Source organism: Pseudomonas putida (genome assembly GCF_001976065.1).
Lineage (GTDB): Bacteria > Pseudomonadota > Gammaproteobacteria > Pseudomonadales > Pseudomonadaceae > Aquipseudomonas > Aquipseudomonas serbica.
This window is the reverse complement of record NZ_MNAH01000008.1, coordinates 134795-161034: the sequence shown is the minus strand read 5'-3', so window position 1 is coordinate 161034 and position 26240 is coordinate 134795. Positions and strand designations below refer to the sequence as shown.

Annotated in this window: 21 protein-coding genes; 7 read left to right on the top strand and 14 right to left on the bottom strand. The window is 59.7% G+C overall.

The window, feature by feature from the left end:
• Positions 1-84 precede the first annotated feature (84 nt).
• Positions 85-2067, top strand: a complete 1983-nt coding sequence (gene mnmC / locus BKX96_RS24465) for a bifunctional tRNA (5-methylaminomethyl-2-thiouridine)(34)-methyltransferase MnmC2/FAD-dependent 5-carboxymethylaminomethyl-2-thiouridine(34) oxidoreductase MnmC1 (RefSeq protein ID WP_077185663.1) — start codon at positions 85-87, stop codon at positions 2065-2067.
• Positions 2068-2072: 5 nt separating this feature from the next.
• On the opposite strand, the gene BKX96_RS24460 is transcribed toward mnmC, so the two are convergent.
• Positions 2073-6896, bottom strand: a complete 4824-nt coding sequence (locus BKX96_RS24460) for an NEL-type E3 ubiquitin ligase domain-containing protein (RefSeq protein WP_077185662.1) — start codon at positions 6894-6896, stop codon at positions 2073-2075.
• A gap of 294 nt (positions 6897-7190) precedes the next feature.
• Here BKX96_RS24460 and BKX96_RS24455 point away from each other — a divergent pair, with 294 nt between their 5' ends.
• The 4 genes from BKX96_RS24455 to BKX96_RS24440 all read left to right on the top strand — a co-directional run bounded on the left by BKX96_RS24455 (position 7191) and on the right by BKX96_RS24440 (position 12468).
• Positions 7191-8963, top strand: a complete 1773-nt coding sequence (locus BKX96_RS24455) for an N-acetylglutaminylglutamine amidotransferase (protein ID WP_077185661.1) — start codon at positions 7191-7193, stop codon at positions 8961-8963.
• A 3-nt stretch (positions 8964-8966) separates the two neighbouring features.
• Positions 8967-10715 (top strand): N-acetylglutaminylglutamine synthetase, encoded by a 1749-nt coding sequence (gene ngg, locus BKX96_RS24450; RefSeq protein ID WP_077185660.1) that lies wholly within the window; start codon positions 8967-8969, stop codon positions 10713-10715.
• 155 nt (positions 10716-10870) lie between these two features.
• Positions 10871-12061, top strand: a complete 1191-nt coding sequence (locus tag BKX96_RS24445; protein ID WP_046815985.1) for an osmoprotectant NAGGN system M42 family peptidase — start codon at positions 10871-10873, stop codon at positions 12059-12061.
• Between the two features lie 179 nt (positions 12062-12240).
• On the top strand, positions 12241-12468 hold the full coding sequence (locus BKX96_RS24440) for a YheU family protein (protein ID WP_025212539.1): 228 nt from the start codon (positions 12241-12243) through the stop codon (positions 12466-12468).
• Here BKX96_RS24440 and csrA read toward each other — a convergent pair.
• From csrA to BKX96_RS24425, 3 genes are all read right to left on the bottom strand, one after another.
• Positions 12457-12648 carry a carbon storage regulator CsrA gene (csrA, locus tag BKX96_RS24435; RefSeq protein WP_046815984.1) on the bottom strand — a complete coding sequence of 64 codons (192 nt, stop codon included), beginning with the start codon at positions 12646-12648 and terminating at the stop codon, positions 12457-12459. The two genes, BKX96_RS24440 and csrA, sit on opposite strands and share 12 nt — an antisense overlap.
• A gap of 152 nt (positions 12649-12800) precedes the next feature.
• On the bottom strand, positions 12801-13133 hold the full coding sequence (locus tag BKX96_RS24430; protein ID WP_077185659.1) for a YnfA family protein: 333 nt from the start codon (positions 13131-13133) through the stop codon (positions 12801-12803).
• A gap of 64 nt (positions 13134-13197) precedes the next feature.
• Positions 13198-14013: an SDR family oxidoreductase gene (locus BKX96_RS24425; RefSeq protein ID WP_046815982.1), complete on the bottom strand. Its 816-nt coding sequence runs from the start codon at positions 14011-14013 to the stop codon at positions 13198-13200.
• 286 nt (positions 14014-14299) lie between these two features.
• Here BKX96_RS24425 and BKX96_RS24420 point away from each other — a divergent pair, with 286 nt between their 5' ends.
• A complete protein-coding gene (locus BKX96_RS24420; RefSeq protein WP_008060837.1) occupies positions 14300-14452 on the top strand; it encodes a DUF3309 family protein in 153 nt (50 codons plus the stop codon).
• A 59-nt stretch (positions 14453-14511) separates the two neighbouring features.
• Here BKX96_RS24420 and BKX96_RS24415 read toward each other — a convergent pair whose 3' ends face one another.
• The 10 genes from BKX96_RS24415 to BKX96_RS24370 all read right to left on the bottom strand — a co-directional run bounded on the left by BKX96_RS24415 (position 14512) and on the right by BKX96_RS24370 (position 23969).
• A complete protein-coding gene (locus BKX96_RS24415) occupies positions 14512-16611 on the bottom strand; it encodes an LTA synthase family protein (protein ID WP_046815981.1) in 2100 nt (699 codons plus the stop codon).
• 308 nt (positions 16612-16919) lie between these two features.
• A complete protein-coding gene (locus BKX96_RS24410; RefSeq protein ID WP_077185658.1) occupies positions 16920-17525 on the bottom strand; it encodes an START domain-containing protein in 606 nt (201 codons plus the stop codon).
• 41 nt (positions 17526-17566) lie between these two features.
• Complete coding sequence (locus BKX96_RS24405; protein ID WP_046815979.1) at positions 17567-17821, bottom strand: zinc/iron-chelating domain-containing protein; 255 nt, start codon at positions 17819-17821, stop codon at positions 17567-17569.
• Between the two features lie 164 nt (positions 17822-17985).
• Positions 17986-18459: a translation initiation factor 2 gene (locus BKX96_RS24400; RefSeq protein WP_077185657.1), complete on the bottom strand. Its 474-nt coding sequence runs from the start codon at positions 18457-18459 to the stop codon at positions 17986-17988.
• A gap of 90 nt (positions 18460-18549) precedes the next feature.
• Positions 18550-19989 carry an aminotransferase-like domain-containing protein gene (locus tag BKX96_RS24395; RefSeq protein WP_020799971.1) on the bottom strand — a complete coding sequence of 480 codons (1440 nt, stop codon included), beginning with the start codon at positions 19987-19989 and terminating at the stop codon, positions 18550-18552.
• Between the two features lie 202 nt (positions 19990-20191).
• Positions 20192-21004, bottom strand: coding sequence for an OmpA family protein (locus BKX96_RS24390; RefSeq protein WP_046815977.1), 813 nt, complete (start codon positions 21002-21004; stop codon positions 20192-20194).
• Positions 21001-21357 (bottom strand): DUF4398 domain-containing protein, encoded by a 357-nt coding sequence (locus BKX96_RS24385; RefSeq protein WP_046815976.1) that lies wholly within the window; start codon positions 21355-21357, stop codon positions 21001-21003. The genes BKX96_RS24390 and BKX96_RS24385 overlap by 4 nt, the downstream gene beginning before the upstream one ends.
• A 9-nt stretch (positions 21358-21366) precedes the next feature.
• Positions 21367-22194, bottom strand: a complete 828-nt coding sequence (locus BKX96_RS24380; protein ID WP_077185656.1) for a substrate-binding periplasmic protein — start codon at positions 22192-22194, stop codon at positions 21367-21369.
• Positions 22195-22289: 95 nt separating this feature from the next.
• The gene (locus tag BKX96_RS24375; RefSeq protein WP_046815974.1) at positions 22290-23219 is read right to left on the bottom strand and encodes an electron transfer flavoprotein subunit alpha/FixB family protein; all 930 of its coding nucleotides are present in this window, start codon (positions 23217-23219) and stop codon (positions 22290-22292) included.
• Complete coding sequence (locus BKX96_RS24370) at positions 23220-23969, bottom strand: electron transfer flavoprotein subunit beta/FixA family protein (RefSeq protein ID WP_007987229.1); 750 nt, start codon at positions 23967-23969, stop codon at positions 23220-23222.
• A 548-nt stretch (positions 23970-24517) separates the two neighbouring features.
• Between BKX96_RS24370 and BKX96_RS24365 the strand changes: the two genes are divergently transcribed.
• Positions 24518-26182, top strand: coding sequence for an electron transfer flavoprotein-ubiquinone oxidoreductase (locus BKX96_RS24365; protein WP_046815973.1), 1665 nt, complete (start codon positions 24518-24520; stop codon positions 26180-26182).
• The last annotated feature ends 58 nt before the right edge of the window (positions 26183-26240 follow it).

The following is a 26240-nucleotide window of genomic DNA, read 5'->3' as shown; positions in this document are numbered from 1 at the left end:
TGGCGGCGTTGCCGGCCTTGCCATGGATCAAGCACCCCACCCGCGATCGGATAGAATGTGCGCCTTGCCGTGACCGAGCCTGCCATGAAACCTGTACTGCCCCACGCCCAGATCGACTGGGACGACCAAGGCCTCCCGCGCTCGCGGGTGTTCGACGATGTGTACTTTTCCGACCTGTCGGGGCTGGATGAAACCCGCTACGTGTTCCTCGAACAGAACGCTTTGCGTGAACGTTTTGCCGCGTTGCCGGTGGGCGGGCGACTGGTGATTGGCGAAACCGGCTTCGGCACCGGGTTGAATTTTCTCTGCGCCTGGCAGTTGTTCGAGCAGCACGCTTTGGCCGGTGCGCGCCTGCATTTCGTCAGCGTCGAGAAATACCCGCTGAGCCTGGCCGACCTGCAACGGGCGCTGGCCTTGTGGCCGGAACTCAAGCCGTTCGCTGATCAACTGCTGGCGCAATACCAGGCGATCCACCAAGGTTTCCAGCGCCTGGTCCTGGATAACGGCCGCGTCACGCTCACCTTGCTGATCGGCGATGCCCTGGAGCAATTACCGCAACTGGACGCGCAGATCGACGCCTGGTTTCTCGACGGCTTCGCCCCGGCGAAAAACCCCGACATGTGGACCGCCCAATTGTTTGCCGAACTCGCCCGCCTGGCGGCACCCGGTTCGACCATCAGCACCTTCACCAGTACCGGTTGGGTGCGCCGGCTGCTCAATGCCGCGGGCTTCAAGATGAAACGTACGCCAGGCATCGGCCACAAATGGGAAATCCTGCGCGGCACGTTTCTCGGCTGGCCGGCAGAAGGCCCGACACCCGCGGTGGCGAAACCCTGGTTTGCGCGCCCGACACCGCCCACCGGCGAACGTCGCGCGCTGGTGATCGGCGCCGGGCTGGCCGGTTGTGCGACGGCCGCGAGCCTGGCTGCGCGCGGTTGGCAGGTGAGTCTGCTGGAGCGTCACCATGCGCTGGCGCAGGAAGCCTCGGGCAATCCCCAGGGCGTGCTGTACCTCAAGCTTTCCGCGCACGGCACGGCGTTGTCGCAATTGATCGTCAGTGGCTTCGGCTACACCCGGCGCTTGCTTGAGCATCTGCAACGGGGCGTCGACTGGGACGATTGCGGAGTCTTGCAATTGGCCTTCAACGCCAAGGAAGCCGAGCGGCAAGCGCAATTGGCGGCGGCGTTTCCCGAAGGCTTGCTGCACAGCCTCGATCAAGTGCAAGCCGAGGCTCGCGCCGGTATCGCGTTGCCAGCGGGGGGCCTGTTTTACCCCGAAGGCGGCTGGGTGCATCCACCCGCTCTGTGCCAATGGCAGGCCGGGCAATCGAACATTGAACTGCTGACCCATCACGATGTGCTGGAATTGCGCCGCGTGGACGGAGACTGGCAAGCCTGGGATGGCGACAGGTTACTTGCCCAAGCCCCCACCGTGGTGCTGGCCGGCGCCGCCGAGATCAAGCGATTCACCTACAGCAGCGGGTTGCCGCTCAAGCGCATTCGCGGACAAATCACCCGCCTGCCCCAAACCCCTGCAAGCCAGGCGCTGAGTACCGTGGTGTGCGCCGAAGGCTACGTCGCGCCGGCACGCCTGGGTGAACATACCCTGGGGGCGAGTTTCGATTTCAACAACGACGACCTGACCCCGACCACTGCCGAACACCTCGGCAACTTGCAGATGCTCGAAGAGATCTCGCTGGATCTGGTCGCTCGGCTCGGAGCCGACTCGTTGCACGCAAACGAACTGGAAGGCCGCGCAGCGTTTCGCTGCACCAGCCCGGATTACTTGCCGATTGTCGGCCCATTGGCCGACAGCCAGGCGTTCACCGACAACTACGTCGCATTGAGCAAGGATGCCCGGCAAGTCCCGGACATCCCTTGCCCTTGGCTGGATGGCTTGTACGTCAACAGCGGCCACGGTTCGCGAGGGCTGATCACTGCGCCGTTGTCAGGCGAACTGATCGCCGCCTGGCTGGATGACGAACCGCTGCCGCTGCCCAGGGCCGTGGCCGAGGCCTGTCATCCAAATCGCTTCGCCTTGCGTCGCTTGATACGCGGCAAGGCCTGACGGGGTCAGTCCAGCGCAAAGCAGGCCTTTAACTCGTCGGCTTTCATGGCGGCCTCGGTCAGGCGCTTCAACAAATCGCTCTCAGCCACCTTCATTTCAGCGGCGATGCCGTCGACCGTGGTGCGATAGTCCGCGCCAAACGCTTCCTCACTTTCAAAGGCGGTCTGCATACGCTCTTGAAATGGTGCAGCCAGGTCGGTGAACTGTTTGCCATGATGCTGGCGCAAAAAGTCACTCCAAAACGTACGGCCTCGCACGTAAGTCAATAGTTCGGGGGACATTTCGGCGGTGAGGACGTCGTTGCAGGCATCGTCCAGGTCCTTGGCTGTTACGCCGCTGAGTGATGCATAGCGCATATGCCGGGGTTGACCTACCAGTTCGAGCCGATCGGCCAGGCCGGTGCGATAGGCCAATTCCACTTCCACGGGGTCGAGCTTGGGATTGGCCCGGACTTTCTCCCGGGCGAACCTGGCGAGGTAATCCAGGCGGAACAAACGTCGCGCAAGTTTCAACAACCGAGCGGCCTGATCATGGGCATTGACCGACTGGCGAACCACCGTGTCGATATCCACGGCCACTTCAAGATTACTGAAGATTGTCGCCGCAGAGTCGGCGCAGTTGGCTTTCACCGCCATCGCCAGCAATTGATCGCGCAATGCAGGGTCTGTCCGGGTCGAGTCAATGACACTCCACACCCGCCGCGTCATGTCTTCGTGGACAAAGCGGCTGTCCCCCGAGCTTCCCAACTCTGCCAGCAACTCAAAAAAACCCTTCGAACCCGGTTCGTTCTTCAACGCCAGCCATGCCTGGTTACGAAGGGCATAGGTTTCTTCCACCGGGTTCGACATCCACAGGTCTCGCGCCTTCTGCTCGTTGAACACTTCGGTTCTGGTGTCCAGCAGCCCCATCCCGATCCCCGTGTTGTCACGGAAGATTTCCAGCTTCGCACGGCTCGCCTCGGATATCGGGTTGTTGCGCAGGTTGATCGTCTGGGCAAGTCGTCGAGGGACCTGGAGCAGCCAGGCAGGCAACTCACGAATCTCGTTGCCCCTCAGGTCGACGAAATCCAGATACGGCAAGTGCGCCAGCCCGACGGGCAATTCCGTTGCGTGGGTATCGCCCAGGAACAGGGCTTGCAGATGCAGCATCTTGCTGACGTCGATCGTGGCCCCCAACCGATTGCCACTGAGCCCCAAGGTGCGCAAATTGCGCATGCCGGCGAGTTTTTTCAGCGTGTGCTCGGTCAGCGCTATCTGATTGCCGTCCAGCCTCAGGTGCTCAAGGTCGGGCATGTGCGACAGCACTTCAGGCAATCGTGTGAGTTGATTGCGGTCCAGCTCCAGGCTGACAAGGCCTTTGAACGGTTTGAGGAAATACGCGAGTTCATCACCGGCCTGCATGTCCATGATCGAAAGGCTGCGCACATGGGCGACATCCTCCTCGGTCAGGGTCGGTAACTGGCCCACCGGGTTGCGCGTCAGCGTGAGCGAAGTGAAGGGCTGATGTTGCGGCCACCCCACAGGCGTTATCCGGCGCCAGCAGTTTTCGAGGGTCCTGGCCACCTGACGACGGCTGACACGGATGTCGTTAAGCACCCCCGGCAACTTCCTCATCTGCACCTCGTCGCTGCACCAGGCGTCCAGCACCCCGCGCAGTGTCTTCAGTCGCTGACCCAGCACCTTGACTCGATTCGCCCGCTGCATCGGCGTACTGCCGGCCCCATCGAGAAACGCCGACACCTGGGCATTCGTAAACATCGGATACAGCTTTTTGACTTTACGCATCAAGCCCGAGGGATAGGCGCTGGCAGCGGGAGGACTCGCCTGGACACAGGCGTACAGGTACGCCGCTGTTTCAGTGCGTTCGCCCCGTAGCACCCGCCCGGTATGCGCGGGGTCACCCGTGGCGGCCCTCGACAGACGAGACCGAAGTGTCGGGACGTCGAGCGTATCGCTGCCGGTGAAGCCCATGCGGGAACGATCGGAAGCAGGCAATGCATCCAGTATTGACTCAAGCAGCGATTGGCTCGTATGAGTGAAAGTCACATTGCCGCCGTCGTTTGTGACCTGATAGCGGGTGGGCAGCTTGACGATCACAGCGAGCGACTGCGCAGCAGCGTCGCCCACGCTGTCGAGCAAGGTGCTTGTTACTGACCCCTGGCGTACTTCGAGTCGAAAGTCGTCATTCCAGCCTTGCACTCGATCCATCAAACCGAGCATCAGTTTGTCGGTGTCGGCATTGGCCAGTGTCGGCAGGTGCAGCCCCGTGAGTGCACGGTCCTGCCTGATCCTGGCCTGCGCCTCACTGACCTGCCGGGCGAGATCCACCCCCGGGATCTTGCGCTCGCGCAGAAAGCTTCGATCCCGACCCGAAGCGTTGTCCAGCAACTCCTGGCACACGCGCACGGGCAGGTCAGCGGCGTGTTCGCGCAGTGTCGCGACGTCACCGGTAGCGCTTGAGTTCCAGGTTTTATAGAGCCATTCAAACAACGGCTGACGATTGCCCTTGAGACTGGTTGCGATCTTCTTGGCCAACAACTGCGATCGCGACTCAGTTGTCGTGGTACCGACAATGCCCTCGACTTCTTCCGGATAGAGACCATCGATGACGGTATCGAGCAATTGTCCCGAGTTCAATTGCGTCTGCCAAACCGGCACGCTGTTGACATCATCGTCGTATGGGGCTGTTTCGGGGAAGCGGGACACGACCAGGTCGCTCTCGTCGAGCACTTCGATGAAACGCTCCTGCGGCCAACCGGCCAGCCTTGGTAACGTATGCAGTTGTTCCTGGATGAAAGCCGTGTTTGCGATCTCTCCCTGCTCCAGCGAAGCAACCATCGCGGTAATGCGCCGGTCGATCCTGAAACGCTCGACACAGTCATTCAACCGCTGCGGCAACTTGAGGTTGCTTTCATGCAAACGGTGCAATTTGTCAGGGGTCATCGCAGTGATTTCGGCAATCGCATCCAGGTCGCTGCCCAGATCACTCAAGCGCTGATCCGTGCGCCCCAACGCATATCCCCCTTCGCGCCATTCGTGGACGTGCTCATAAACATGCCGCCAGCCACCTTGCAAGTTCCGCTCGACGGCCGGCCGGAATGCGTCACTTCGCACCGGGTGATTGATGATCCATGCCGTGTCCGCCGCGTTGCGGGTCACTCTATAGGGTGCTCCATCCACGACGATCGAAGTGTGTCCGGCGTGCCGGTAGATCCCTTGCGAATCAGGTTGTACATCTGCTGGCAGCGTCGTGGTGTGCTTATAGGGTTCGAGGTCCGGCTTCCATAGCCTTGCCTTGCCATCCGTTCCGGTGACGGCCTCGAAACCGTCGAAGAATGCCGCCTGCTCTTTCACGCCCTTGCTCACGGCTGTCGAGATTATTTTGCTGCCCGCCGCAAACGCCGCTATCTGCGCGAGGTTTTCCACGACGTTCAGCAAATGGGACAACGCCTGCGTTCGCTCACCGCGAGTCCAATCCAGCACCCCTTCGAACACCTCGCTGGCAATATCGACCACAGCCGCCGCCAACATCATCTGGCCAATCAGCGGGACGAAAAACGAGGCGGCATTCATTAGCAGAAGACCTCCGTCCTGCAACACCCGAAGGGTTTTTTCCCGTTGTTGTTCATCCACGTCTTCGGTCGGCACAACAAGGATCCGTGCGTCTTCCTGGGTCTTGCTGACAAACGAACTGAAGAAAAAATCGGCAAGGCACGTATCGGCAGGAAGGGCCTTGAGCGTTCCCAAGGCCCTGCCGTTGTCAAACCGGGAAAAAAACCCGGTCTTGTCGTGGCCATGCAGGTACTGCCGGACGAAAAACTTCCTGTAGCTTGTACTTTGCAGCTTGAGGGTGAGGTAGGTCCGGAACTCCTCCAGCGAGGCGTATTCATACAGCGGTCGACGAGGTTCGTTCGGCATGTAGACCACGCACCCGGCTTTCGTGTCGGTATCGATGGAGACCTTGCTGAACACCAGGACTCCACAAATGCAGGCGTCATGAATCGACAGGCCTTGCCACAGCACCGGGGCGCCAGCAAGCAGCGCATCCCTTGTTTGAGCCGCCGGGACATCCTGTTCGAGCACGCTCAGCAGCATGGTGTAAACGGCGTGGGTGATGTCCTTTTTCAGATAGGCCATATGCAGTGCGACTTGCATATCCAGCGCCTTCAGGCGCCGGATATCCGCGATGCCAGCCTGATCATCGACGGGCGCACCGCCTGCAGGCTTGGCCGGTAACGCCAGGGTTTCAATAATGTGGCGTTGATAGTTGGCACCAAGATCAAGCTCTCGACACAGCGTTGCGAATTCGCCAGCAGTGACTTCATCACCTGATGGCGGCTTTGTATCGATTCGAATCACCGCGCCCGTCAGGCCGCCGCCGCTCCCGGCCTCTGCGAGGGTGAAATTTTCCATGGCCGCCTGGAGCAGGCTGCGAGAAAGGGTGTTGTCTTCAGCCAAATAACCGACCGGGAACAGCCCTGTTGATGCGTAGGCTTTTTTTGCGATTTGCAGGGTGTCGCGCTCGACGTCGACATCAATCTTCCATTTGGCCTTGAGGCCGCTGGTCAGCTGCTCTTTGCAGAACTCGTCCAGTGGCTTGAGCTGTTCAAGTGCCGTCGTGACTTTGCCTTGAGTGAGAAACGACTGCTCGAACGCAGTTTTCAGCGCCTGCACCACTTTCAGGTCCGCATCGGACAACCACTTTGGAATGGACGCTTGCAAGACGTCAGCCTTGTCCAGATCGCCGGCGTGCTCCAGCAAAGCCTCCAGACGTTGTGCTGGGGTCATGGACGCGGCCTCGGGGGCGTCCTCAAGTGTTTTGATTAGCATGGGGCAATATCCTTATTGCATGGGGAGACACTCAGTTTATGAAGCTCGACGGGCAATTGATAATTCGAAAACCGGAACGAAGCGGGCGGTGTCACAACAGCTTCTCCTATGCATCCCAGCAATAATTACCACCACGGCAATGCAAGCTTGTGCACCACGGACGTGCGCCGCCAAACGACTGCTTATAACCGATTGTTCTAAAACTCCCACTACCGAGGCGGGTCAGTTTCTGAGTACCCGCCGTTTTGGCGGTATCGATTACCCCTCCCCAACGGAAAAACCGGTAAGGAATTTATGTGCGGATTAGCTGGCGAGTTACGTTTTGACAATCAACCTGCAGACCTTGCAGCCATTGAGCGGATCACCCATCACCTGGCACCTCGAGGCCCCGACGCCTGGGGTTTTCACAGCCAGGGGCCGATTGCCCTGGGCCATCGCCGCCTGAAAATCATGGACTTGTCGGACGGTTCGGCGCAGCCGATGATCGACAACCAATTGGGGCTGTCCCTGGCCTTCAATGGCGCGATCTACAACTTCCCGGAACTGCGCAGCGAACTTGAAAGCCTGGGTTATGCCTTCTATTCCGGTGGCGACACTGAAGTACTGCTCAAGGGCTTTCATGCCTGGGGTGAAGCACTTCTACCAAAACTCAACGGCATGTTTGCCTTCGCCATTTGGGAACGCGACAGCCAACGCCTGTTCATCGCTCGCGACCGCCTGGGCGTCAAGCCGCTGTACCTCTCGCGCACCGGCCAGCGCCTGCGCTTTGCCTCGGCGTTACCAGCGTTGCTCAAGGGCGGCGATATCAATCCGATCCTCGATCCGGTTGCGCTCAATCACTATCTGAATTTCCACGCCGTGGTTCCGGCGCCGCGCACATTGCTGGCCGGTATCGAAAAACTGCCACCGGCGAGCTGGATGCGCATTGAAGCGGATGGCCGCACCGAGCAGAAAACCTGGTGGACCCTGCCCTACGGCCCACACGACGATGAGAAAAATCTGACGCTCGAAGACTGGCGTGACCGCGTACTCGACAGTACGCGCGACGCGGTGGCCATCCGCCAACGTGCCGCGGTGGATGTCGGCGTGCTGCTGTCCGGCGGTGTCGATTCGAGCATGCTGGTCGGGCTGTTGCGCGAGGTCGGCGTGGAAAACCTGTCGACCTTCTCCATCGGTTTCCAGGATGCCGGCGGCGAGCGCGGCGACGAGTTCCAGTATTCGGACCTGATCGCCAAACACTACGGTACCCAGCACCACCAATTGCGCATCGACGAAAAAGAGATCATCGAACAATTGCCCGCTGCGTTCCGCGCCATGAGCGAGCCGATGGTCAGCCACGACTGCATCGCCTTTTACCTGCTGTCCCGGGAAGTGGCAAAGCATTGCAAAGTGGTGCAAAGCGGCCAGGGTGCCGACGAACTGTTTGCCGGATACCACTGGTATCCACAGGTCGACGGCGCCAGCGATCCGTACGCGGCCTATCGCGAAGCGTTTTTCGACCGCAGCTACGACGACTATGCCGCCACCGTGCAGCCGAAATGGCTGACAGCCAATGACGCTGCCGGCGACTTCGTGAAGGAACATTTCGCACAGCCCGGCGCCGATGCCGCTGTGGACAAGGCCCTGCGCCTGGACAGCACGGTGATGCTGGTGGACGACCCGGTCAAGCGCGTCGACAACATGACCATGGCCTGGGGCCTGGAAGCGCGCACACCGTTTCTCGACTATCGCCTGGTGGAATTGTCGGCGCGGGTGCCGGGCAAATTCAAACTGCCCGACGGTGGCAAGCAGGTCCTGAAGGAAGCGGCGCGCCTGGTGATCCCCAGTGAAGTGATCGACCGCAAGAAGGGTTACTTTCCGGTACCTGGTCTCAAGCACTTGCAGGGTGACACGCTGAACTGGGTGCGCGAACTGCTGCTCGATCCAAGCCAGGATCGCGGCCTGTTCAACCCCGCCATGCTCGATCGCCTGCTGACTGATCCGCAAGGTCAATTGACGCCGTTGCGCGGCTCCAAGCTGTGGCAACTGGCAGCGCTGAACCTGTGGCTCAGTGAACAAGGAATCTGACCGATGAAACCTCACGCTACGGCCATCAGCCAGCGCTTGTTGCGCGGTCAGGCGCCTTCCTACGAACGTTTGCAGGCGCGCCTGGCCGAAGACGGCAGCAGCCTGGGCGCCGAGCCCATTGCCGTGCATTGCGGCTGGGGCCGCCTGCTGATCGGGCACACTTTCGCCGACGCCGCCAGCCTCGCCCGGGAGCTGCTCAAGGAGCAGCCAGGCGAACGGGATATCGCTCTCTACGTCGCCGCGCCCCAGCAGGTGCTGGGGCTGGAACCCGCTCAGCTGTTCCTCGATCCGTCCGATACCTTGCGCCTGTGGTTCAGCGATTACCGCCAGGCCACCCGGGTGTTTCGCGGTTTTCGCATTCGCCGTGCCCAGAGCGAAGCAGACTGGGACGCCATCAATCAGCTTTACCACGCACGCGGCATGCTGCCGATCGATGCCCGCCGGCTGACCCCCATGCACCAGGGCGGTCCGGTGTATTGGCTGGCGGAAGACGAAGACAGCGGCGCGATCATCGGCAGCGTCATGGGCCTCAATCATCACAAGGCCTTCAACGATCCGGAAAACGGCAGCAGCCTGTGGTGCCTGGCGGTCGATCCGCGCTGTTCGCGGCCCGGCGTCGGTGAGGTGCTGGTGCGGCATTTGATTGAACACTTCATGAGTCGCGGGTTGAGCTACCTCGATCTGTCCGTACTGCACGACAACCGCCAGGCGAAAAATCTCTACGCCAAGCTCGGCTTTCGCAACCTCTCGACGTTCGCCATCAAGCGCAAGAACGGTATCAACCAGTCGCTGTTCCTTGGTCCGGGTCCTGAAGCGGCGTTCAATCCGTACGCGCGGATCATCGTCGAAGAAGCGCACCGGCGCGGCATCGATGTCCAGGTCGATGATGCCGAAGCCGGCATGTTCACCCTCAGCCATGGTGGCCGCCGGGTACGCTGTCGCGAGTCCCTCAGCGACCTGACCAGCGCCATCAGCATGAGCCTGTGCCAGGACAAAAGCCTGACCCATAAAGTGCTTACGGCCGCTGGCCTGAACCTGCCGGCGCAGCAACTGGCGGGTAACGCCGATGACAACCTGGCGTTTCTCGACGAACACCATCGAGTGGTGGTCAAACCGCTGGACGGTGAACAAGGCCAAGGGGTGGCAGTGGATCTGCAAACGATCGAGGAGGTCCAGCAAGCCATCGACGCGGCCCGCCAATTCGACACTCGAGTGCTGTTGGAAAGCTTCCACGAAGGCCTGGACCTGCGGATTCTGGTGATCGGCTTTGAAGTGGTGGCTGCGGCGATCCGTCGGCCGGCGGAGGTGGTGGGCGATGGCCAGCACTCCATCGGTGCGCTGATCGAAGCCCAGAGTCGGCGGCGGCAGGCGGCTACGAGCGGCGAAAGCAAGATACCGCTGGATCATGAGACCGAGCGTACCGTGCAGGCAGCGGGTTACGACTTCGACAGTATTCTGCCGGCGGGCGAGCATTTGTTCGTACGGCGTACTGCGAATCTTCATACAGGCGGGATTCTCGAGGACGTCACCGCGATTCTGCATCCCACCCTGGTGGACGCCGCCGTGCGCGCGGCGCGGGCGCTGGATATTGCCATGGTCGGCCTCGACCTGATGGTGTCTGCCGCCGACCAACCGGAGTACGTATTCATCGAAGCCAACGAGCGCGCCGGGCTGGCCAATCATGAACCGCAGCCGACGGCTGAGCGGTTTGTGGACCTGTTGTTTCCGCACAGTCAGCCGGCCGTTTCTTAATTGTGGTGGCTGGACGGCCGCTTTCGCTGGCAAGCCAGCTCCCACAAGGTTTTTTGTTTGACCTGTAGGAGCTGGCTTGCCAGCGAAGACGGCCTGACAGGCCACAAAAAAACCTCATCGAAACCATCGATGGCCTCAACTCATCAGGAGTTTCCATGACCCGCCAATACCCGGAACCGGACCTGACCTATCTGCAAAAAGTCCTGCTGGAAATGCTCGCCATTCCCAGCCCCACCGGCTTTACCGACACCATCGTGCGCTATGTCGCCGAACGCCTCGAAGAGCTGGGCATTCCCTTCGAGATGACACGCCGCGGCACCATCCGCGCCACCCTCAAGGGCAAGAAAAACAGCCCCGACCGCGCCGTCTCCGCCCACCTGGACACCATTGGCGCCGCCGTGCGCGCCATCAAGGACAACGGCCGCCTGACGCTCGCCCCCGTGGGTTGCTGGTCCAGCCGCTTTGCCGAAGGCAGCCGCGTGAGCCTGTTTACCGACAATGGCGTGATCCGCGGCAGCGTGTTGCCCTTGATGGCCTCCGGGCACGCGTTCAATACTGCCGTGGATGAAATGCCAATCAGTTGGGATCACATCGAACTGCGCCTGGATGCCTATTGCGCCACCCGCGCCGATTGCGATTCCCTGGGCATCAGCGTCGGCGATTTCGTCGCCTTCGACCCGCTGCCGGAGTTCACCGAGAGCGGCCACATCAGCGCCCGTCACCTGGACGACAAGGCCGGCGTCGCGGCCTTGCTGGCCGCGTTGAAAGCCATCGTCGACAGTGGCGAAGAGCTGGCGATCGATTGTCATCCGCTGTTCACCATCACCGAGGAAACCGGCAGTGGTGCCGCGGCGGCGCTACCGTGGGACGTCAGTGAATTCGTCGGTATCGACATTGCGCCCGTCGCGCCCGGCCAGCACTCCAGCGAGCACGCGGTTAGCATTGCGATGCAGGATTCCGGCGGGCCGTACGACTATCACTTGTCGCGGCACCTGCTACGCCTGGCCAGTGACAACGAGCTGCCGGTCCGCCGCGACTTGTTCCGCTACTACTTCAGCGACGCGCACTCGGCGGTCACCGCCGGCCATGACATCCGCACCGCCCTGCTCGCCTTTGGCTGCGATGCCACCCACGGCTACGAACGCACCCACATCGACAGCCTCGCCGCCCTCAGTCGCCTGCTCGGCGCCTATATCCTCAGCCCGCCGGTGTTCGCCAGCGACGCGCAGCCGGCCAAGGGCTCGCTGGACCGGTTCAGTCACCAGATCGAGCACGAAACGCAGATGGAAAGCGATACGCGGGTGCCATCGGTGGATAGCCTCGTAGGCCAACGCAACAATAGCTAAGCCGGTATTTCGCTGACCGGTCTACCGTCATCACCATCAGGCTGGCGCCCGCAGGGTTGTGCACTCAACTGTGAGAGCCAGCCTGATGGCGATGACGTCAGACCGACAACGCAGCCCCCAGGCTAGCCCCGCCCGGTGATTCACCGTAGCATCGCGCCATTGATTTGACCGAGGTGCCTATGCTGATTCCCCACGACCAACTTGAAGTCGATACCCTGACCCGCCTGATCGAGGATTTCGTGACCCGCGACGGTACCGACAATGGCGATGACACACCGCTGGAAACCCGTGTATTGAGGGTTCGCCAGGCATTGACCAAGGGCCAGGCCCTGATTGTCTTCGATCCGGACAGCGAGCAATGCCAGCTGATGCTCAAGCATGACGTGCCCAAGCATCTATTCGACTGATTTTTTGTTTTGAGCCAGCTTGCGCTGGATGCGCTCGTAGATCTCCGAACGGTGCACGCTGACATGGTTAGGGGCTTCAATGCCGAAGCGTACATGGCCGCCATTGACGGCAATGATGCGCACCGAAATGGTGTCGCCGATGGAAATCAATTCGCCGACTACGCGACTGAGTACAAGCATGGCTGTGGTCCTTCAGGGTTACCGGACCTTGAAGATGCCCGGTGCACCCCGGGCCTACAAGACAGCCGCGGTAAACCAGACCAAACCTACAACCACAGGCCTGCCTTGCTGAAGGAAATGCCTGACAAACGCTTCAAACAAAGGCCGATTCGTCAGGACGCCGAGAAGCGCGGGCCGAACAGGATGATGCTTGCACCTATCACGCACAGGGCTACGCCAAGCCAGTCGGAGCCCAGTGGACGAATCCGCTCGACCATCGCCAGCCAGGCAATTGAAGCAATGATGTAGATACCGCCGTAGGCGGCATAGGCACGGCCTGCATAAGTCGCCTCTATTCGCGTCAGCAGCATCGCGAACAACGTCAGGCTCAGTAGCGCCGGCAGTACCCACCAGGCACTTTTACCCTGACGCAACCACATCCAGAAGGCAAAGCAGCCAGCAATTTCAAACAGCGCGGCGAGGAAAAACCACAGGTAATTGAGCATGGGAAGGTCTCGCGAGGTTGGCCGATGGCGGCCACCCTAACGAGGCTGTTCGGAGCAGGCAAGTTCAGCTAGCGGATTGTTTGGCCTTGGCGCGCATCTTGTCGGCCATCTGGGTCATTTCGTTGTAGAGCAGTTGCGGGTTCTTCTGCTTGAGCGCCCAGGCCAGACGACCCTGTTCGTGGGGCAGGATCATGAACTCGCCAGCGGCGACCTGCTGGTAGATATAGTCGGCAATATCGGCAGCACTGATGGGCGAGCTTTCCAGCAACTTGCCGACCTGGGCTTTCATGGCCGGGGTCGGGCCACGGAAGGAGTCCAGCAGATTGGTCTGGAAGAACGACGGGCACACCACATGCACGCCGACTTCCTGATGCGCGAGTTCAATCAGCAGGCTTTCGGATAACGCCACCACGCCGGCCTTGGCCACGTTGTAGTTGCTCATGGCCGGGCCCTGCATCAGCGCCGCCATCGACGCGATGTTGATAATCTTGCCCTTGCTCTTCTCCAGCAACGGCAGGAAAGCCTTGCAGCCCTTGACCACGCCCATGAGATTGATTGCGATCTGCCAGTCCCAGTCTTCCAGGGACAGCTCGCTGAAGAACCCACCCGACGCCACGCCAGCGTTGTTGACGATGACGTCGATGCCGCCGAACTTGACTTCGCAAGCCTGGGCGAACGCGGTCAGTTGACTGTAGTCGCGTACGTCACAACGCTGGATAAACCCGTCACCACCAGCCTCTCGCACCAGCTTCAGGGTTTCCTGCAGGCCAGGCTCACTGACGTCCGACAAGGCCAGCTGCCAGCCTTCGCGCGCCCAGCGCAGCGCGATTTCGCGACCCAGGCCTGAGCCTGCGCCAGTGATCATCATGCGATTTTGCATAGCAAACAGCCTTGTTGTTCCGGGGAAGATGCGTCGAGTGTAGCGAAGGCTATCGGCCTACCCACGCTCTATCAGATTGCTGAATGCCCCGGGCAAACCGCAGACACGGCACATCAACTAACGCAACAGCGTCCGGAATAGGCCATCGCTCTAAAAACTGCAAAAAAACTTGGAATTTTATGCCTTGCGTCGCGGTCGGATTTTTTAAGCAGCTCGAATTAATGACATTCCCGCTGACTGTTGAACGGCTAGGTCATTCCTGAATACTTACAGCAAGGAAACAGACATGGGCACAATTCTTCTGATCATTTTGATCCTGTTACTGATCGGTGGTCTACCGGTCTTCCCACACTCCAGAAGTTGGGGTTATGGCCCGTCCGGTATCATCGGCGTGGTGTTGGTGGTGATACTCATCCTGTTGTTGCTCGGCAAGATATGAAGTTCTGACCGATAAAAAAAGAGGCCCTTAAAAAGGGCCTCTTTCTATTGCAGCACTGTTTAGTCCGGCTTGCCGTCGACTACACCGGCGGTGTTATCAATCAGGCTCTTGGTCGCCGTTTGCAGGAACGCTTCGAGCTTGGTTTTAAGCTCGGCGGTGCGCGGAGCATTCGCAACGACCACGGCACTTGGCGTAGCGCCCAGTTGGTACTGGTACATCTTCGGTGCCATGTCCTTGTCTCTCGGCAAGACCAGGATCTGGTCGGCGGTGATGATCGCGGTGGTCTGCTCGCTGCCCGATGGCTTGATCACGCCAAAACCGGTATCGCCTTCAGGCAGGTTGAGCAAGTCGCGGCCCCAGCACTGATGACGTACTTCGCCACCGATGCGGCCCATGATGGTCGGCACGATGTCGACCTGGGTGCCCACGGTGTGGTCGAGGGTGCCGAATTTTTCCTGGATGCCCGGTGCGATCATCAGCATCGGCACGTTGAAGCGGCCCAGGTCCATTTCGGTGATCTGGCGCTCGTTGCCGAAACCGTGGTCGCCGACGATGACAAACAGGGTCTCCTTGAAGTACGGCTCCTTGCGCGCCTTTTCAAAGAACTGGCCCAGGGCCCAGTCCGAGTAGCGCATGGCCGTCAAATGTTCGTTCAAGCTGCCGCGGTCGGTCACACGTTCAACCGGCAATGGGCTCGGCAGGGCGTACGGGGTGTGGTTGGACAGGGTTTGCAGCAAGGCATAGAAAGGCTTCTTGTCCTTGCCATCGCGAGCCTTGAGTTCCACCAGACCGCGATCGAACATGTCCTGGTCGGACACGCCCCAGGTCGGATCGGAGAACACCGGGTTAACGAAGTCGTTACGACCGATGAAATTGGTCATGCCCTGGTTACTGAAGAAACCCGACTGGTTATCCCAGGCGAAATCGCCGTTGTAGACATACACATCGTCGTAGTCACGCGCGCTGAGCAACTGCGGCAGGCCGGACAGTTTGTGGCTGCCCTCCGGGGTCTGCATCAGGTATTCGAAACCCGGCAGGTTCGGGAAGCAGGCCATGGTGGCGAACATGCCCTGGTGGGTATGGGTACCGTTGGAGAAGAAACGGTCGAACAGCAGGCCCTCCTTCGACAGTTTGTCGAGGTACGGCGTGATGTTGCCCGGCCCGCCGAGTGCACCCACAGAGTGACCGGCCATGCTTTCCATCAGGATCACGACGACGTTCTTGATCGGCAGGGTCTTGTCCGCTGGCGGCATGTAGTCGCGACGTACGGCGGCGGTCTCGGCATCCACCAGTTTGTCGTCCTTCATCACCAGCAGGTCCCGCACGGTCTGCTGCGCCATCGGTTGCGGCAACGTGGCTTTCCAGATGTTATCGCGATCTTCGGACATCCGGCTCTTCGCCGCCGCCACCAGGGACAGGGTGCCGTTGAGACCCAACTGGTTGGCGAAGTTCGAATCGGTGGTGTAGACATCACCCCAACGCATTGGCGGACCTTGACGCAAGGTGCCGCGAGCGGCGACCACGCAGATCAGCAGGCACACCACGAATACCGCGGTGCGCGTATACCAGGGGGCAACCTGACGGGTGCTGATGCTGCCGCCGCTGAAAGGCCCACGAGGACGCGTGGCACGATCGGCGCCCTTGAACGCCAGGCTCAGGATCCAGGTGCCTAAAGCCCAGGCCAGCAGGTAGCGAACCACCGGAAAACCGTACCAGAGCATGCTCATCACGGTTTTCGGGTCTTCCTTCACATACTGGAAGACCAGACCGTTGAGGCGCTGGTGGAATTCACGGTAGAAGTCCATCTCCATCAGGCCCAGGAACAGCGCGATACTGGAAGTCACTGTCAGCCAGAAGCGGAAGATTCCCCGCGCCGCCATGGCACGGGCACCGAACAGCGCCAGTATCAGCGGTATGCTGAGGTAGACCACCAGGCGCAGGTCGAAACGCAAGCCATTGGCGAAGGCTTCGAAAAAGGTCGCGGCCGGTGTATCGAGGATCATTTCGCGGTTGTAGACCAGCAGCGCGAGGCGCAGCGCGGAAAACATCACCATCATGACCAGAGCGCACAACAGCGTGTAGGCCAGATGCGATTTGACGGTCGGTTGCAGCAAGCGACTCGATGCTCGCTTCTGACTCAGGGCGTCCGGGATTGCCATGTCGTTTTAGGACCCATTGGAAGTTGAAGTTTCGAAAATACAGCTGCGCCCTGCCCTCTGTTGGCCAGTACTCGGCCTGGGGTTTGCGCGGTGCGCAAATGTTGCACGATCAATCGCGGCATTGCCATTGATTACTGTTCGTCGATGGCGGCGCGGGCGAATTGTCTTGGAGGTGTTGTGAAAATTCTGTGCAAAGCATATCTGGAAACACAATAAAGGTTTTCAGGCTTTGATGGCGGTTTGGGGGGCAAGGCCAAAGATCGCAGCCTTCGACACCTCCTGCAGAGGCTGCGATCTTTTGATCGGGCTTACTTTTCGGCGCGCGCCTTCAAAGCCTTCAACGTATTGAACGGGGCATCCACCACAAATTTGTTGGCCACCATCGACGGCACGCTGCCACCCGGCTCGGTATGTACCTGGTAGGTCACTTCAACCTGATCGCCCTTGGGTACGAATTTCCAGAAACCGTCGACCTTGGCGACCCGGACAAAGCCTTTTTCTTCAGGCAAGTATTTCGGTACGCCCTCGAGCTTGCGGGTCAGGCTGCCATCGGCACCTTCTGTGGTGGTGACATGCAGCACCGAATCACGTGGCGTGACCGGCCATGGCGTATTGAACTGGGTGTAGGTCCAGGTCTGGTTGCCTTCGTGCTTGAGCAGCTTCTGGGTCTTGCACTCGTGAATCCAGGCGCAGGCGCCGACCACGTCTTCCTGCAGCGCCCGCAGCTTGGCCACGGTGGTCTTCATCAGGGCGACACCCTGATAGGCCTTGTAGTCGGAACCGGCCACGTCACTCAGGGATATCTTGATGCCGTCTTCATTCCTGGCGTCCTTCCAGTCTTCGGCCTGGGCGACCGAAGTGACCAAAACCGCCGTCAAACCACACAACACAGCCATACGATGCAGCGAACCCATAATTTTATTCCTTATTGTTTAAGTTCCGTTCGTCGAACACATCACGCTGCCGTCATCTGCTCCCACCAGCCAATCAACCGAATCGCCTCCTCGCTGCTGCTGCCACACACCTCGACGTCAGCCTCGAACGCCGAACACACCGCCGGGCGCTCAGGCTTACCGAAAATATTGCACAGGTTCTCGGCAGACAGTTGCAGGCAACGTTCACCGGCGGCCTTGCCATTGGGCATACCGGGAATCGGTGAACTGATGGAAGGGGCAATGCAGCAGGCGCCACAGCCCTCACGGCATTTCATGACGAAAAGCTCCTCGCGACGAGCGATGTGTTAAAAGACGGGGCACAGAGTAACCGCTAAAACAGTTGTTTTAAATTACTGGCCCTCGGGTTTTTACGCGCAAGCGGGCTTGACCGGGCAGTCTCCGACAAAGCGTCTGGCTGACGGCCATGCAAAAGCAGGATTCAGCGCTTGAATTCGAATTCCAGCGCCGCGCCTTCGACTTCACGGCGATCTTCGTTACGTAGTTGCAACTGCATTTCGTTATTGATCAGCCGGCCGTTGAGCTGGAACTGATGACTTTTGTCCCCGAACATCTGCGGCAACACCGGTTCGCGCTTGGGCAATGGCACCATGCCGAGCGGTTTCAGCTCATCGACCATGTCCTTGGGCAGACTCAAGTCCAGGTCGGCTGTAGGTACCGGGGTTTTCACCACCTCGCTGGCCGGTTTTGACTTGGCGGCAATAGGTGGGCGTTTTTTGACCGCGGCGGTCTTTTTGACCGGTGCGGTCTTATTCGCAGGTGCGGTTTTTTTCGGGGTAACCCGGGCATCGCTCGCGGCGGGTTTTCCCTGCCCGGATTCGGCCATCACGGACGCGGGATAAACACTCGTTAAAAGGCAGATCAACAGCCAAACGGCAGGAAAAATCGGCTTCATGTACCCAACGATGCAAACGGCGTAGATGACAGAAGTGTAGATGCTGGCCTTTTGCGCCCCCCTTGACAAGCACGGACCGAAACCGCCCGCTCAAAAGCCGCCGGCCATTTCCTGGCAGAGCTGGGTGGCAAGCATGCCCAGGGTCATCAACGCACGTTCGGCTTCGCGGTTCCACGGGATGCCGCAATTGAGCCGGATGCAGTGATTGAACTGCTCGGTGTTACTGAAAATCAGCCCCGGCGCGATGCTGATGCCCTGCTGCAACGCTCGCACATGCAGTTCCTGGGTGTTGACCCGTCCCGGCAGGCTCACCCACAAAATGAACCCGCCGGTCGGCCGGGTCATTTGCGTGCCCTCGGGGAAATACTGCTGCACCGCCAGCTGGAAAGCGCTGAGGTTCTTGCGGTACTCCTGGCGGATGTAACGCAAATGGCGGTCGTAACCACCGTTTTCCAGATAGGCGGCAATACCCATCTGCGTGACGCTGCAGGCTGAATGGGTACTGAAGGTCTGCAAGCGCTGGATCTCCTGCTGATACTTGCCGGCAATCATCCAGCCGATCCGCACCCCCGGCGACAGGGTCTTGGAGAAACTGGAGCAATAGATCACCCGATCCAGGCGGTCATAGGCCTTGAGCGACTTGGTGCGGCCCTGTTCAAACATAAGCTCCCCGTAGATATCGTCCTCGACTATCTGGATATCGAAGTCCGACGCCAGGCGCAGCAGCTGCTTCTGCCGCTCCTCGGGCATGGTGCCGCCTAACGGATTACTCAGACGAGTGGTCAACACCAGCGCCTTGATCGACCACTGGTTGGCCGCCAATTGCAACGCTTCGAGGCTCATGCCGGTGGACGGGTCGCTGGGAATTTCAATGACCTTGAGACCCAGCAGATCGGCAAGCTGCAGCAAACCGTAGTAGGTCGGCGACTCGGCCGCAATCAGGTCACCGGGCCGGGTCAGTACTCGCAGCGACATCTGCAAGGCGTCGACACAGCCGTGGGTGATCACCACTTCCGAGGGGTCGACCACCACGCCGGCATCGCGCATGCGGATCGCCACCTGTCGGCGCAAGGGTTCGAAACCGGGGCTGAACATGTAGCTGAAAGCCCGCGGGCTATGGAACCGGGTGACTTTTGCCAATTGCTGGTGCAGCGCCCGCACCGGCAAATAGTCGACGCTGGGCACCGCGGCGCCCAGGGGGAAAACACCTTCGCGACGGGATTCGACCAATACCTGCTGGATGATGCTGCTGCGGGTGACCAGGCCTGGTCGTTCGACCCGGGCGATGTCCGGGGTCGGCGCAGTCAGCGCCGGGGTCTGGTGCACGTAGTAACCGGATTGCGGCCGCGCACGGATCAGACCCTGATCCTCTAGATTGGCATACGCCTGCAGCACCGTGGCATGGCTGACGTTGAGCTGCGAACTCATCTTGCGCACCGAAGGCACGCGCTCTCCCGGTTGATAGACACCACGGCGGATGTCTTCGGCCAGTTGCTGAGCAATACGTTGGTAGAGCAAGAGATTAGTCATGACGCAGCACTCGATTTCACGGGCATTTTATTCTTGTGTGAAACAATACCGGAACAGTTTAGAAGTGTACGGGGACAGTTGCCACAATAGTCGACAGTACAGTGCAGTGTCAGCAAGAACTGTACTGTTTTGTGCGGTAATCGGCAGGCGAAAAAAAACCCGGCGCTGTCTGGCAGGCCGGGCTTTCCAGAGACGCCGCCCTTTAGCGGGCCGCGCCCAACTGGCCTTTCTCGTCGGAAAACACGATTTCCACTCGACGGTTCTGCGCACGCCCACGCTCGGTGGCGTTCACGTCCACAGGGTATTCATCGCCGTAACCTTCAACCTTGATGCGCTTGTCGTCGATACCCAGGTCCATCAAGACGTTAGCCACCGACTGCGCGCGGTCCCGTGACAGCTTGAGGTTGTCCTGTTTACCACCGGTGCTGTCGGTGTAGCCCTCGATCCGCACCACGCGCTTGGGGTTGAGCTGCAGGAACTGCACGATCTTGAGCACCACGCGGTTGGCCGAGTTTTTCAACTCCGCTTCGCCAGTGTCGAACAGCACATCGCCCAGGGTCATCACCAGGCCACGATCGGTCTGGGTGGTCGCCAACGCGACAATCTGTTCTTCGAGCAACTTGCCTTGCTGCTGCACGCTGAACAGCTTGGATTCACGCAATGCCAGTTGCAGGCGTTGACGCTCCAGTTCGAGCTTCGCTGCGCGCTCTTCGTTGAGCACCTGGTTGGTGTGCTCGCGAGCGATTTCGCTATAGCGCTTGCTCAGGTAGGCGTAATGCACCACGTCCGAACCGCTGCCCCAGTAGCTGGACAACCGGTCGGCGCGGGCAAGGGACTCACCGGCGCGAATCACGTCCTTGGGGGCGATGCGCAGCACGTTGGAGTCTTCCTTGACCTTCTGGAAGTCGGCGCCAGCCTGCTGCAGTGCCACTTCGCTTTGCTGTCCGGCACAGCCAACAAGGCTCGCGGTACCGGCCAGGATCAAGCAGCCGAGAATATTGCACTTGAGGCTCATTGGGCATCTCCCAACTGCTTGTGCAGGCGGGCTATGCGGGTATTGAGCACGTTCAGTTGCTCTTCACTCTTGAGGGTCAGGACGCGGGCCTCTGCCAGGCGCGCGTCCAGCTCGGCCTGTTCAGAGCGCATCCGCGCATTCCTGAAAGACTGGTCGGCCATGCTGCCCTTGGCCCGGTTGAACTTGTCTTCAGCCAGTTTCATTTCCGGCACTTCGTCGGCAGTGGCGCCCACGGCCTTCGCTTGTTCGAGTGCCTGTTCGGTCAGGCGCATTTGTTCATTAGGCGCCGGATCGGCTGCACAACCCGCCAGGGCCAGAAGGGCCAGGGCAGCGAAAAGGGGTCGGATACTCACTAAAAATCCTTACTGTTTTGGGGCACTGACAGGTTGTTTCTGCCGTTGAGAAAGTTGAGCGTTCCAGCGCTCGATATTGCGCAACAGCACGACCTCCGTCAGTCCGGACGCGGGCAATTCTGTCATCTTTTTGGCCAGCTGTCCGCGTAACCACGGATCGTTGCAGGCGGAGTTGTGGGAAACCGCCAGGAACAGTCCGGGTTTGTCGACCGGGTGTTCGCGCGCGACCAGGTCGTTGGTCATGCCCAGGGTCTGCGCCATTGCAATGCCGGAATAGCGCCCTGCCAAGACAAATTCCACCTCGCCCAAAAGCAGTTTCTGAAAGGCCTGGGTGAGGTTTGGCGTACGCGTGAGGGTCAATTGCTGCTCGGCTACAGTGCCGAATTCCGTGGTCAATCGAGACTTTTCCGACAAAGCGCCGGAATGACCGTGCAGGTCCTGGACGTCGTTGTAGACCAGCGATGAATCCTTGCGGGTCCAGACCAGGTAATCGTTTACCAGCAACGGCGGATGAATGTAATCCAGGGATTCCAGCTCGCTGACCGTCAACGGGGCATCGGCCAGCATGTCCATGCGCCCGCTGCGCACTTCATCCAGGGCCTGGGAACGTTTGCCGGCGTAGAGAATGTCGACCTTGATCCCCAACTGCCCCGCTACCTGCTGCAGCAAGTCGGCGCTGGCACCGATCAGGTGCTTGGGATTTTGCGGGTCCTGCCACAGGTAGGGTGGGGCATCCGGGCTGCCGGTCACCACCAGGCGTTCGCATTTGCCGGCGGCGTTGGACAGTGCCGGCAACAGCACACATCCGAGCAAGCTCCACGCGAGGCGCAAATCCATGGCAATACACTCCTCGATCCCGGTTATGTCATAGAAAAAAACTAAAAAAAAAGCCCGACCAAAAGGTCGGGCTCTTTATAAGTGAAGCAGCCGGATTAGACCAGCTTCTCCAGCTCAGGGATGGCTTCGAACAGGTCCGCCACCAGGCCGTAATCGGCCACCTGGAAGATCGGCGCTTCTTCATCCTTGTTGATCGCAACGATCACTTTGGAGTCTTTCATGCCGGCCAGGTGCTGGATCGCGCCGGAAATACCGACGGCGATGTACAGCTGTGGAGCAACGATCTTGCCGGTCTGACCGACCTGCATGTCGTTCGGAACAAAACCTGCGTCGACCGCGGCGCGGGAAGCACCGACAGCAGCGCCCAGCTTGTCGGCCAGGGCGTACAGGTGTTTGAAGTTGTCGCCGTTCTGCATGCCGCGACCGCCGGAAACGACGATCTTGGCAGCGGTCAGTTCCGGACGATCAGATTTAGCCAGCTCTTCGCCAACGAAGCTGGAGATACCAGCGTCGTGAGCAGCGCCAACAGCTTCAACAGCCGCCGAACCACCGGTAGCGGCAACCGGGTCGAAACCGGTGGCACGCACGGTGATCACTTTCACGGCAGCGTTCGATTGAACGGTAGCGATAGCGTTACCGGCGTAGATCGGACGCTTGAAGGTGTCGGCGCTTTCTACCGAGATGATCTCGGAGATCTGGTCAACGTCCAGGGCAGCGGCAACGCGCGGCAGGATGTTTTTGCCGTTGGAAGTGGCGGCGGCCAGGATGTGGCTGTAGCCCTTGCCCAATTCAGCAACCAGAGGAGCAACGTTTTCCGGCAGTTGGTGAGCGTAGGCAGCGTTGTCAGCGACCAGGACTTTGCTCACGCCAGCCACTTGCGCTGCAGCTTCAGCCACGGCGCCAGCGCCCTGGCCTGCAACCAGAACGTGGATATCACCACCGATTTTGGCGGCAGCAGCCACGGTGTTCAGCGTGGCCGGGGCCAGCACTTTGTTGTCGTGTTCAGCAATAACCAAGATAGTCATTTAGATTACCTTCGCTTCGTTTTTCAGTTTCTCGACCAGTTCAGCCACCGACTTGACCTTGATACCCGCGCTGCGTGCAGCAGGCGCTTCGACTTTGACGGTCTTGTTGGTGGAGGCGGTGGAAACGCCCAAAGCGTCCGGAGTCAGCACTTCGAGAGGCTTCTTCTTGGCTTTCATGATGTTTGGCAGGGACGCGTAGCGCGGCTCGTTCAAACGCAGGTCGGTGGTAACGATGGCCGGCAGTTTCAGGGAAACGGTCTGCGCGCCGCCGTCGATTTCGCGGGTTACAGCAACGCTGTCGCCGCTGATTTCGACTTTCGACGCGAACGTGCCCTGACCGTAGCCGCTCAGTGCAGCCAGCATCTGGCCAGTCTGGTTGTTGTCGCTATCGATGGCTTGTTTGCCAAGGATCACCAGCTGAGGCTGTTCCTTGTCGACAACGGCTTTCAACAGCTTGGCAACGGCCAGGGAAGTCAGGTCTTCGGCGGACTCGACGAGGATGGCGCGGTCGGCACCCAGAGCCAGCGCGGTGCGCAGTTGCTCTTGAGCGGTGGACGGGCCGACGGAGACGACGACGATTTCAGTCGCAACACCCTTTTCTTTCAGGCGTACGGCTTCTTCCACGGCGATCTCGCAGAACGGGTTCATCGACATCTTGACGTTGGCAAGATCGACGCCGGAATTGTCCGCCTTGACGCGAACTTTCACGTTGTAATCCACAACGCGTTTGACAGCTACAAGAACCTTCATGGATTCCTCGTTACTCTCCGGTGAAAAGAAAGTCGCCTAGGCGAACCTGGCGGTTGATGCTCATCGGGCGCAAGGGCACCTCCAAAAACGCCGGCAAACGTGTCAAGTGACCATCGCTCATGATGCAAATGACCGTTTGTCAGGAGTGACTAACGGGTCATTCAATATCGTGGCGTGTAAACTGCGCGCCAAACCCGCGCTACGCATTCACCTTCCACTGCCATCGCCCTGTCTTTAGAGGTGCTCTTGAAACCAACAGTCAGCCTACGGCGAGCGCAAAACCGCCCGTATCTTGACCGGAACACCTATTCCGGTCAATACGCCAAAATGGCCGTTCATAAGCCGGGTGACTTTGATTTCTCTGGCTTGGAGCCATTTCAAACAAACGTTTGTATTGGACGCTGAGAGTGGTGTAGATATAATGCGCCACCAAAGAGAAAGGTGGTTAATCGATTGTCCTCTCCCTGCGTTGCGCAGGGATTCACGGATGCGACACCCAACCTCCATATTAGAAAAAAAACTGTTGAGCCTTGAGTAGGAGATAACCTGTGGAACGCGAATACATGGAATTCGACGTGGTCATCGTCGGTGCCGGCCCCGCTGGTCTTTCCGCTGCCTGCCGATTGAAGCAGAAGGCCGCCGAAGCCGGTAAGGAAATCAGCGTCTGCGTGGTCGAAAAAGGCTCCGAAGTCGGTGCTCACATCCTGTCCGGTGCGGTGTTCGAGCCACGGGCCCTGAACGAACTGTTCCCGGACTGGAAAGCGCTCGGCGCGCCGCTGAACACGCCGGTCACCCGCGACGACATCTTCGTGCTGAAGAACGCTGAAAGCGCGCAGAAAATTCCAGACTTCTTTGTGCCCAAGACCATGCACAACGAAGGCAACTACATCATCTCCCTGGGCAACCTGTGCCGCTGGCTGGCCCAGCAGGCCGAGAACCTGGGTGTAGAGATCTACCCGGGCTTCGCCGCCCAGGAAGCCCTGTTCGACGAGAACGGCGTGGTTCGCGGGATCATCACCGGCGACCTGGGTGTCGATCGCGAGGGCAATCCGAAAGAAGGCCTGTATACCCCGGGCATGGAACTGCGTGGCAAATACACGCTGTTCGCCGAAGGTTGCCGTGGCCACATCGGCAAGCAGCTGATCAAGCGCTTCAACCTGGACACTGACGCTGATGCCCAGCACTACGGCATCGGCCTGAAGGAAATCTGGGAAGTCGACCCGGCCAAGCACCAGCCAGGCCTGGTGGTCCACACCGCCGGTTGGCCGATGGACATCATGGGCACCGAGAACACCGGTGGCTCGTTCCTCTATCACCTGGAAAACAACCAGGTAGTGGTCGGCCTGATCGTCGACCTGTCCTACAGCAACACTTACCTGTCGCCATTCGACGAATTCCAGCGCCTCAAGCATCACCCGGTGCTCAAGCAGTACCTGGAAGGCGGCAAGCGCATCAGCTACGGCGCCCGTGCCATCTGCAAGGGTGGCCTGAACTCGCTGCCGAAAATGGTCTTCAAGGGCGGCGCGCTGATCGGTTGCGACCTCGGCACCCTGAACTTCGCCAAGATCAAGGGCAGCCACACCGCGATGAAGTCCGGCATGCTCGCCGCTGAATCCGTGGCTGACGCACTGTTCGCCGAGAAGGACGGCAGCGAAGAGCTGACCACCTACGTCGACGCGTTCAAGAACAGCTGGCTGCACGAAGAACTGTTCGCCAGCCGTAACTTCGGCCCGGCGATCCACAAGTTCGGCGCTATCGTCGGTGGTGGTTTCAACTGGCTCGACCAGAACATCTTCGGCGGCAAACTGCCGTTCACCCTGCACGACACCAAGCCGGACTACGCGTGCCTCAAACTGGCGGCCGACTGCAAGAAGATCGACTACCCGAAACCGGACGGCAAGATCAGCTTCGACAAACTCAGCTCGGTGTTCATCTCTGGTACCAACCATGAAGAAGAGCAGCCGTGCCACCTCAAGCTGACCGACCCAAGCATCCCGATCAGCAAGAACCTGCCGCTGTACGATGAACCGGCACAGCGTTACTGCCCGGCCGGCGTGTATGAAGTGATCACCAAGGAAGACGGCGAGAAGCGCTTCCAGATCAACGCCCAGAACTGCGTGCACTGCAAGACCTGTGACATCAAGGATCCTTCGCAGAACATCACCTGGGTGACGCCGGAAGGCGCTGGCGGCCCGACTTACCCGAACATGTAAGCCGATAGCCCGAACATCAAGGCTCCCGCCATGGGGGCCTTTTTGTTGCCTGCAATTT

Excerpts from the sequence above, each read along its gene's own strand:
- mnmC (WP_077185663.1), top strand. The coding sequence starts at position 85 with ATGAAACCTGTACTGCCCCACGCCCAGATCGACTGGGACGACCAAGGC.
- BKX96_RS24460 (WP_077185662.1), bottom strand. The coding sequence starts at position 6,896 with ATGCTAATCAAAACACTTGAGGACGCCCCCGAGGCCGCGTCCATGACC.
- BKX96_RS24455 (WP_077185661.1), top strand. The coding sequence starts at position 7,191 with ATGTGCGGATTAGCTGGCGAGTTACGTTTTGACAATCAACCTGCAGAC.
- ngg (WP_077185660.1), top strand. The coding sequence starts at position 8,967 with ATGAAACCTCACGCTACGGCCATCAGCCAGCGCTTGTTGCGCGGTCAG.
- BKX96_RS24445 (WP_046815985.1), top strand. The coding sequence starts at position 10,871 with ATGACCCGCCAATACCCGGAACCGGACCTGACCTATCTGCAAAAAGTC.
- BKX96_RS24440 (WP_025212539.1), top strand. The coding sequence starts at position 12,241 with ATGCTGATTCCCCACGACCAACTTGAAGTCGATACCCTGACCCGCCTG.
- csrA (WP_046815984.1), bottom strand. The coding sequence starts at position 12,648 with ATGCTTGTACTCAGTCGCGTAGTCGGCGAATTGATTTCCATCGGCGAC.
- BKX96_RS24430 (WP_077185659.1), bottom strand. The coding sequence starts at position 13,133 with ATGCTCAATTACCTGTGGTTTTTCCTCGCCGCGCTGTTTGAAATTGCT.
- BKX96_RS24425 (WP_046815982.1), bottom strand. The coding sequence starts at position 14,013 with ATGCAAAATCGCATGATGATCACTGGCGCAGGCTCAGGCCTGGGTCGC.
- BKX96_RS24420 (WP_008060837.1), top strand. The coding sequence starts at position 14,300 with ATGGGCACAATTCTTCTGATCATTTTGATCCTGTTACTGATCGGTGGT.
- BKX96_RS24415 (WP_046815981.1), bottom strand. The coding sequence starts at position 16,611 with ATGGCAATCCCGGACGCCCTGAGTCAGAAGCGAGCATCGAGTCGCTTG.
- BKX96_RS24410 (WP_077185658.1), bottom strand. The coding sequence starts at position 17,525 with ATGGGTTCGCTGCATCGTATGGCTGTGTTGTGTGGTTTGACGGCGGTT.
- BKX96_RS24405 (WP_046815979.1), bottom strand. The coding sequence starts at position 17,821 with ATGAAATGCCGTGAGGGCTGTGGCGCCTGCTGCATTGCCCCTTCCATC.
- BKX96_RS24400 (WP_077185657.1), bottom strand. The coding sequence starts at position 18,459 with ATGAAGCCGATTTTTCCTGCCGTTTGGCTGTTGATCTGCCTTTTAACG.
- BKX96_RS24395 (WP_020799971.1), bottom strand. The coding sequence starts at position 19,989 with ATGACTAATCTCTTGCTCTACCAACGTATTGCTCAGCAACTGGCCGAA.
- BKX96_RS24390 (WP_046815977.1), bottom strand. The coding sequence starts at position 21,004 with ATGAGCCTCAAGTGCAATATTCTCGGCTGCTTGATCCTGGCCGGTACC.
- BKX96_RS24380 (WP_077185656.1), bottom strand. The coding sequence starts at position 22,194 with ATGGATTTGCGCCTCGCGTGGAGCTTGCTCGGATGTGTGCTGTTGCCG.
- BKX96_RS24375 (WP_046815974.1), bottom strand. The coding sequence starts at position 23,219 with ATGACTATCTTGGTTATTGCTGAACACGACAACAAAGTGCTGGCCCCG.
- BKX96_RS24370 (WP_007987229.1), bottom strand. The coding sequence starts at position 23,969 with ATGAAGGTTCTTGTAGCTGTCAAACGCGTTGTGGATTACAACGTGAAA.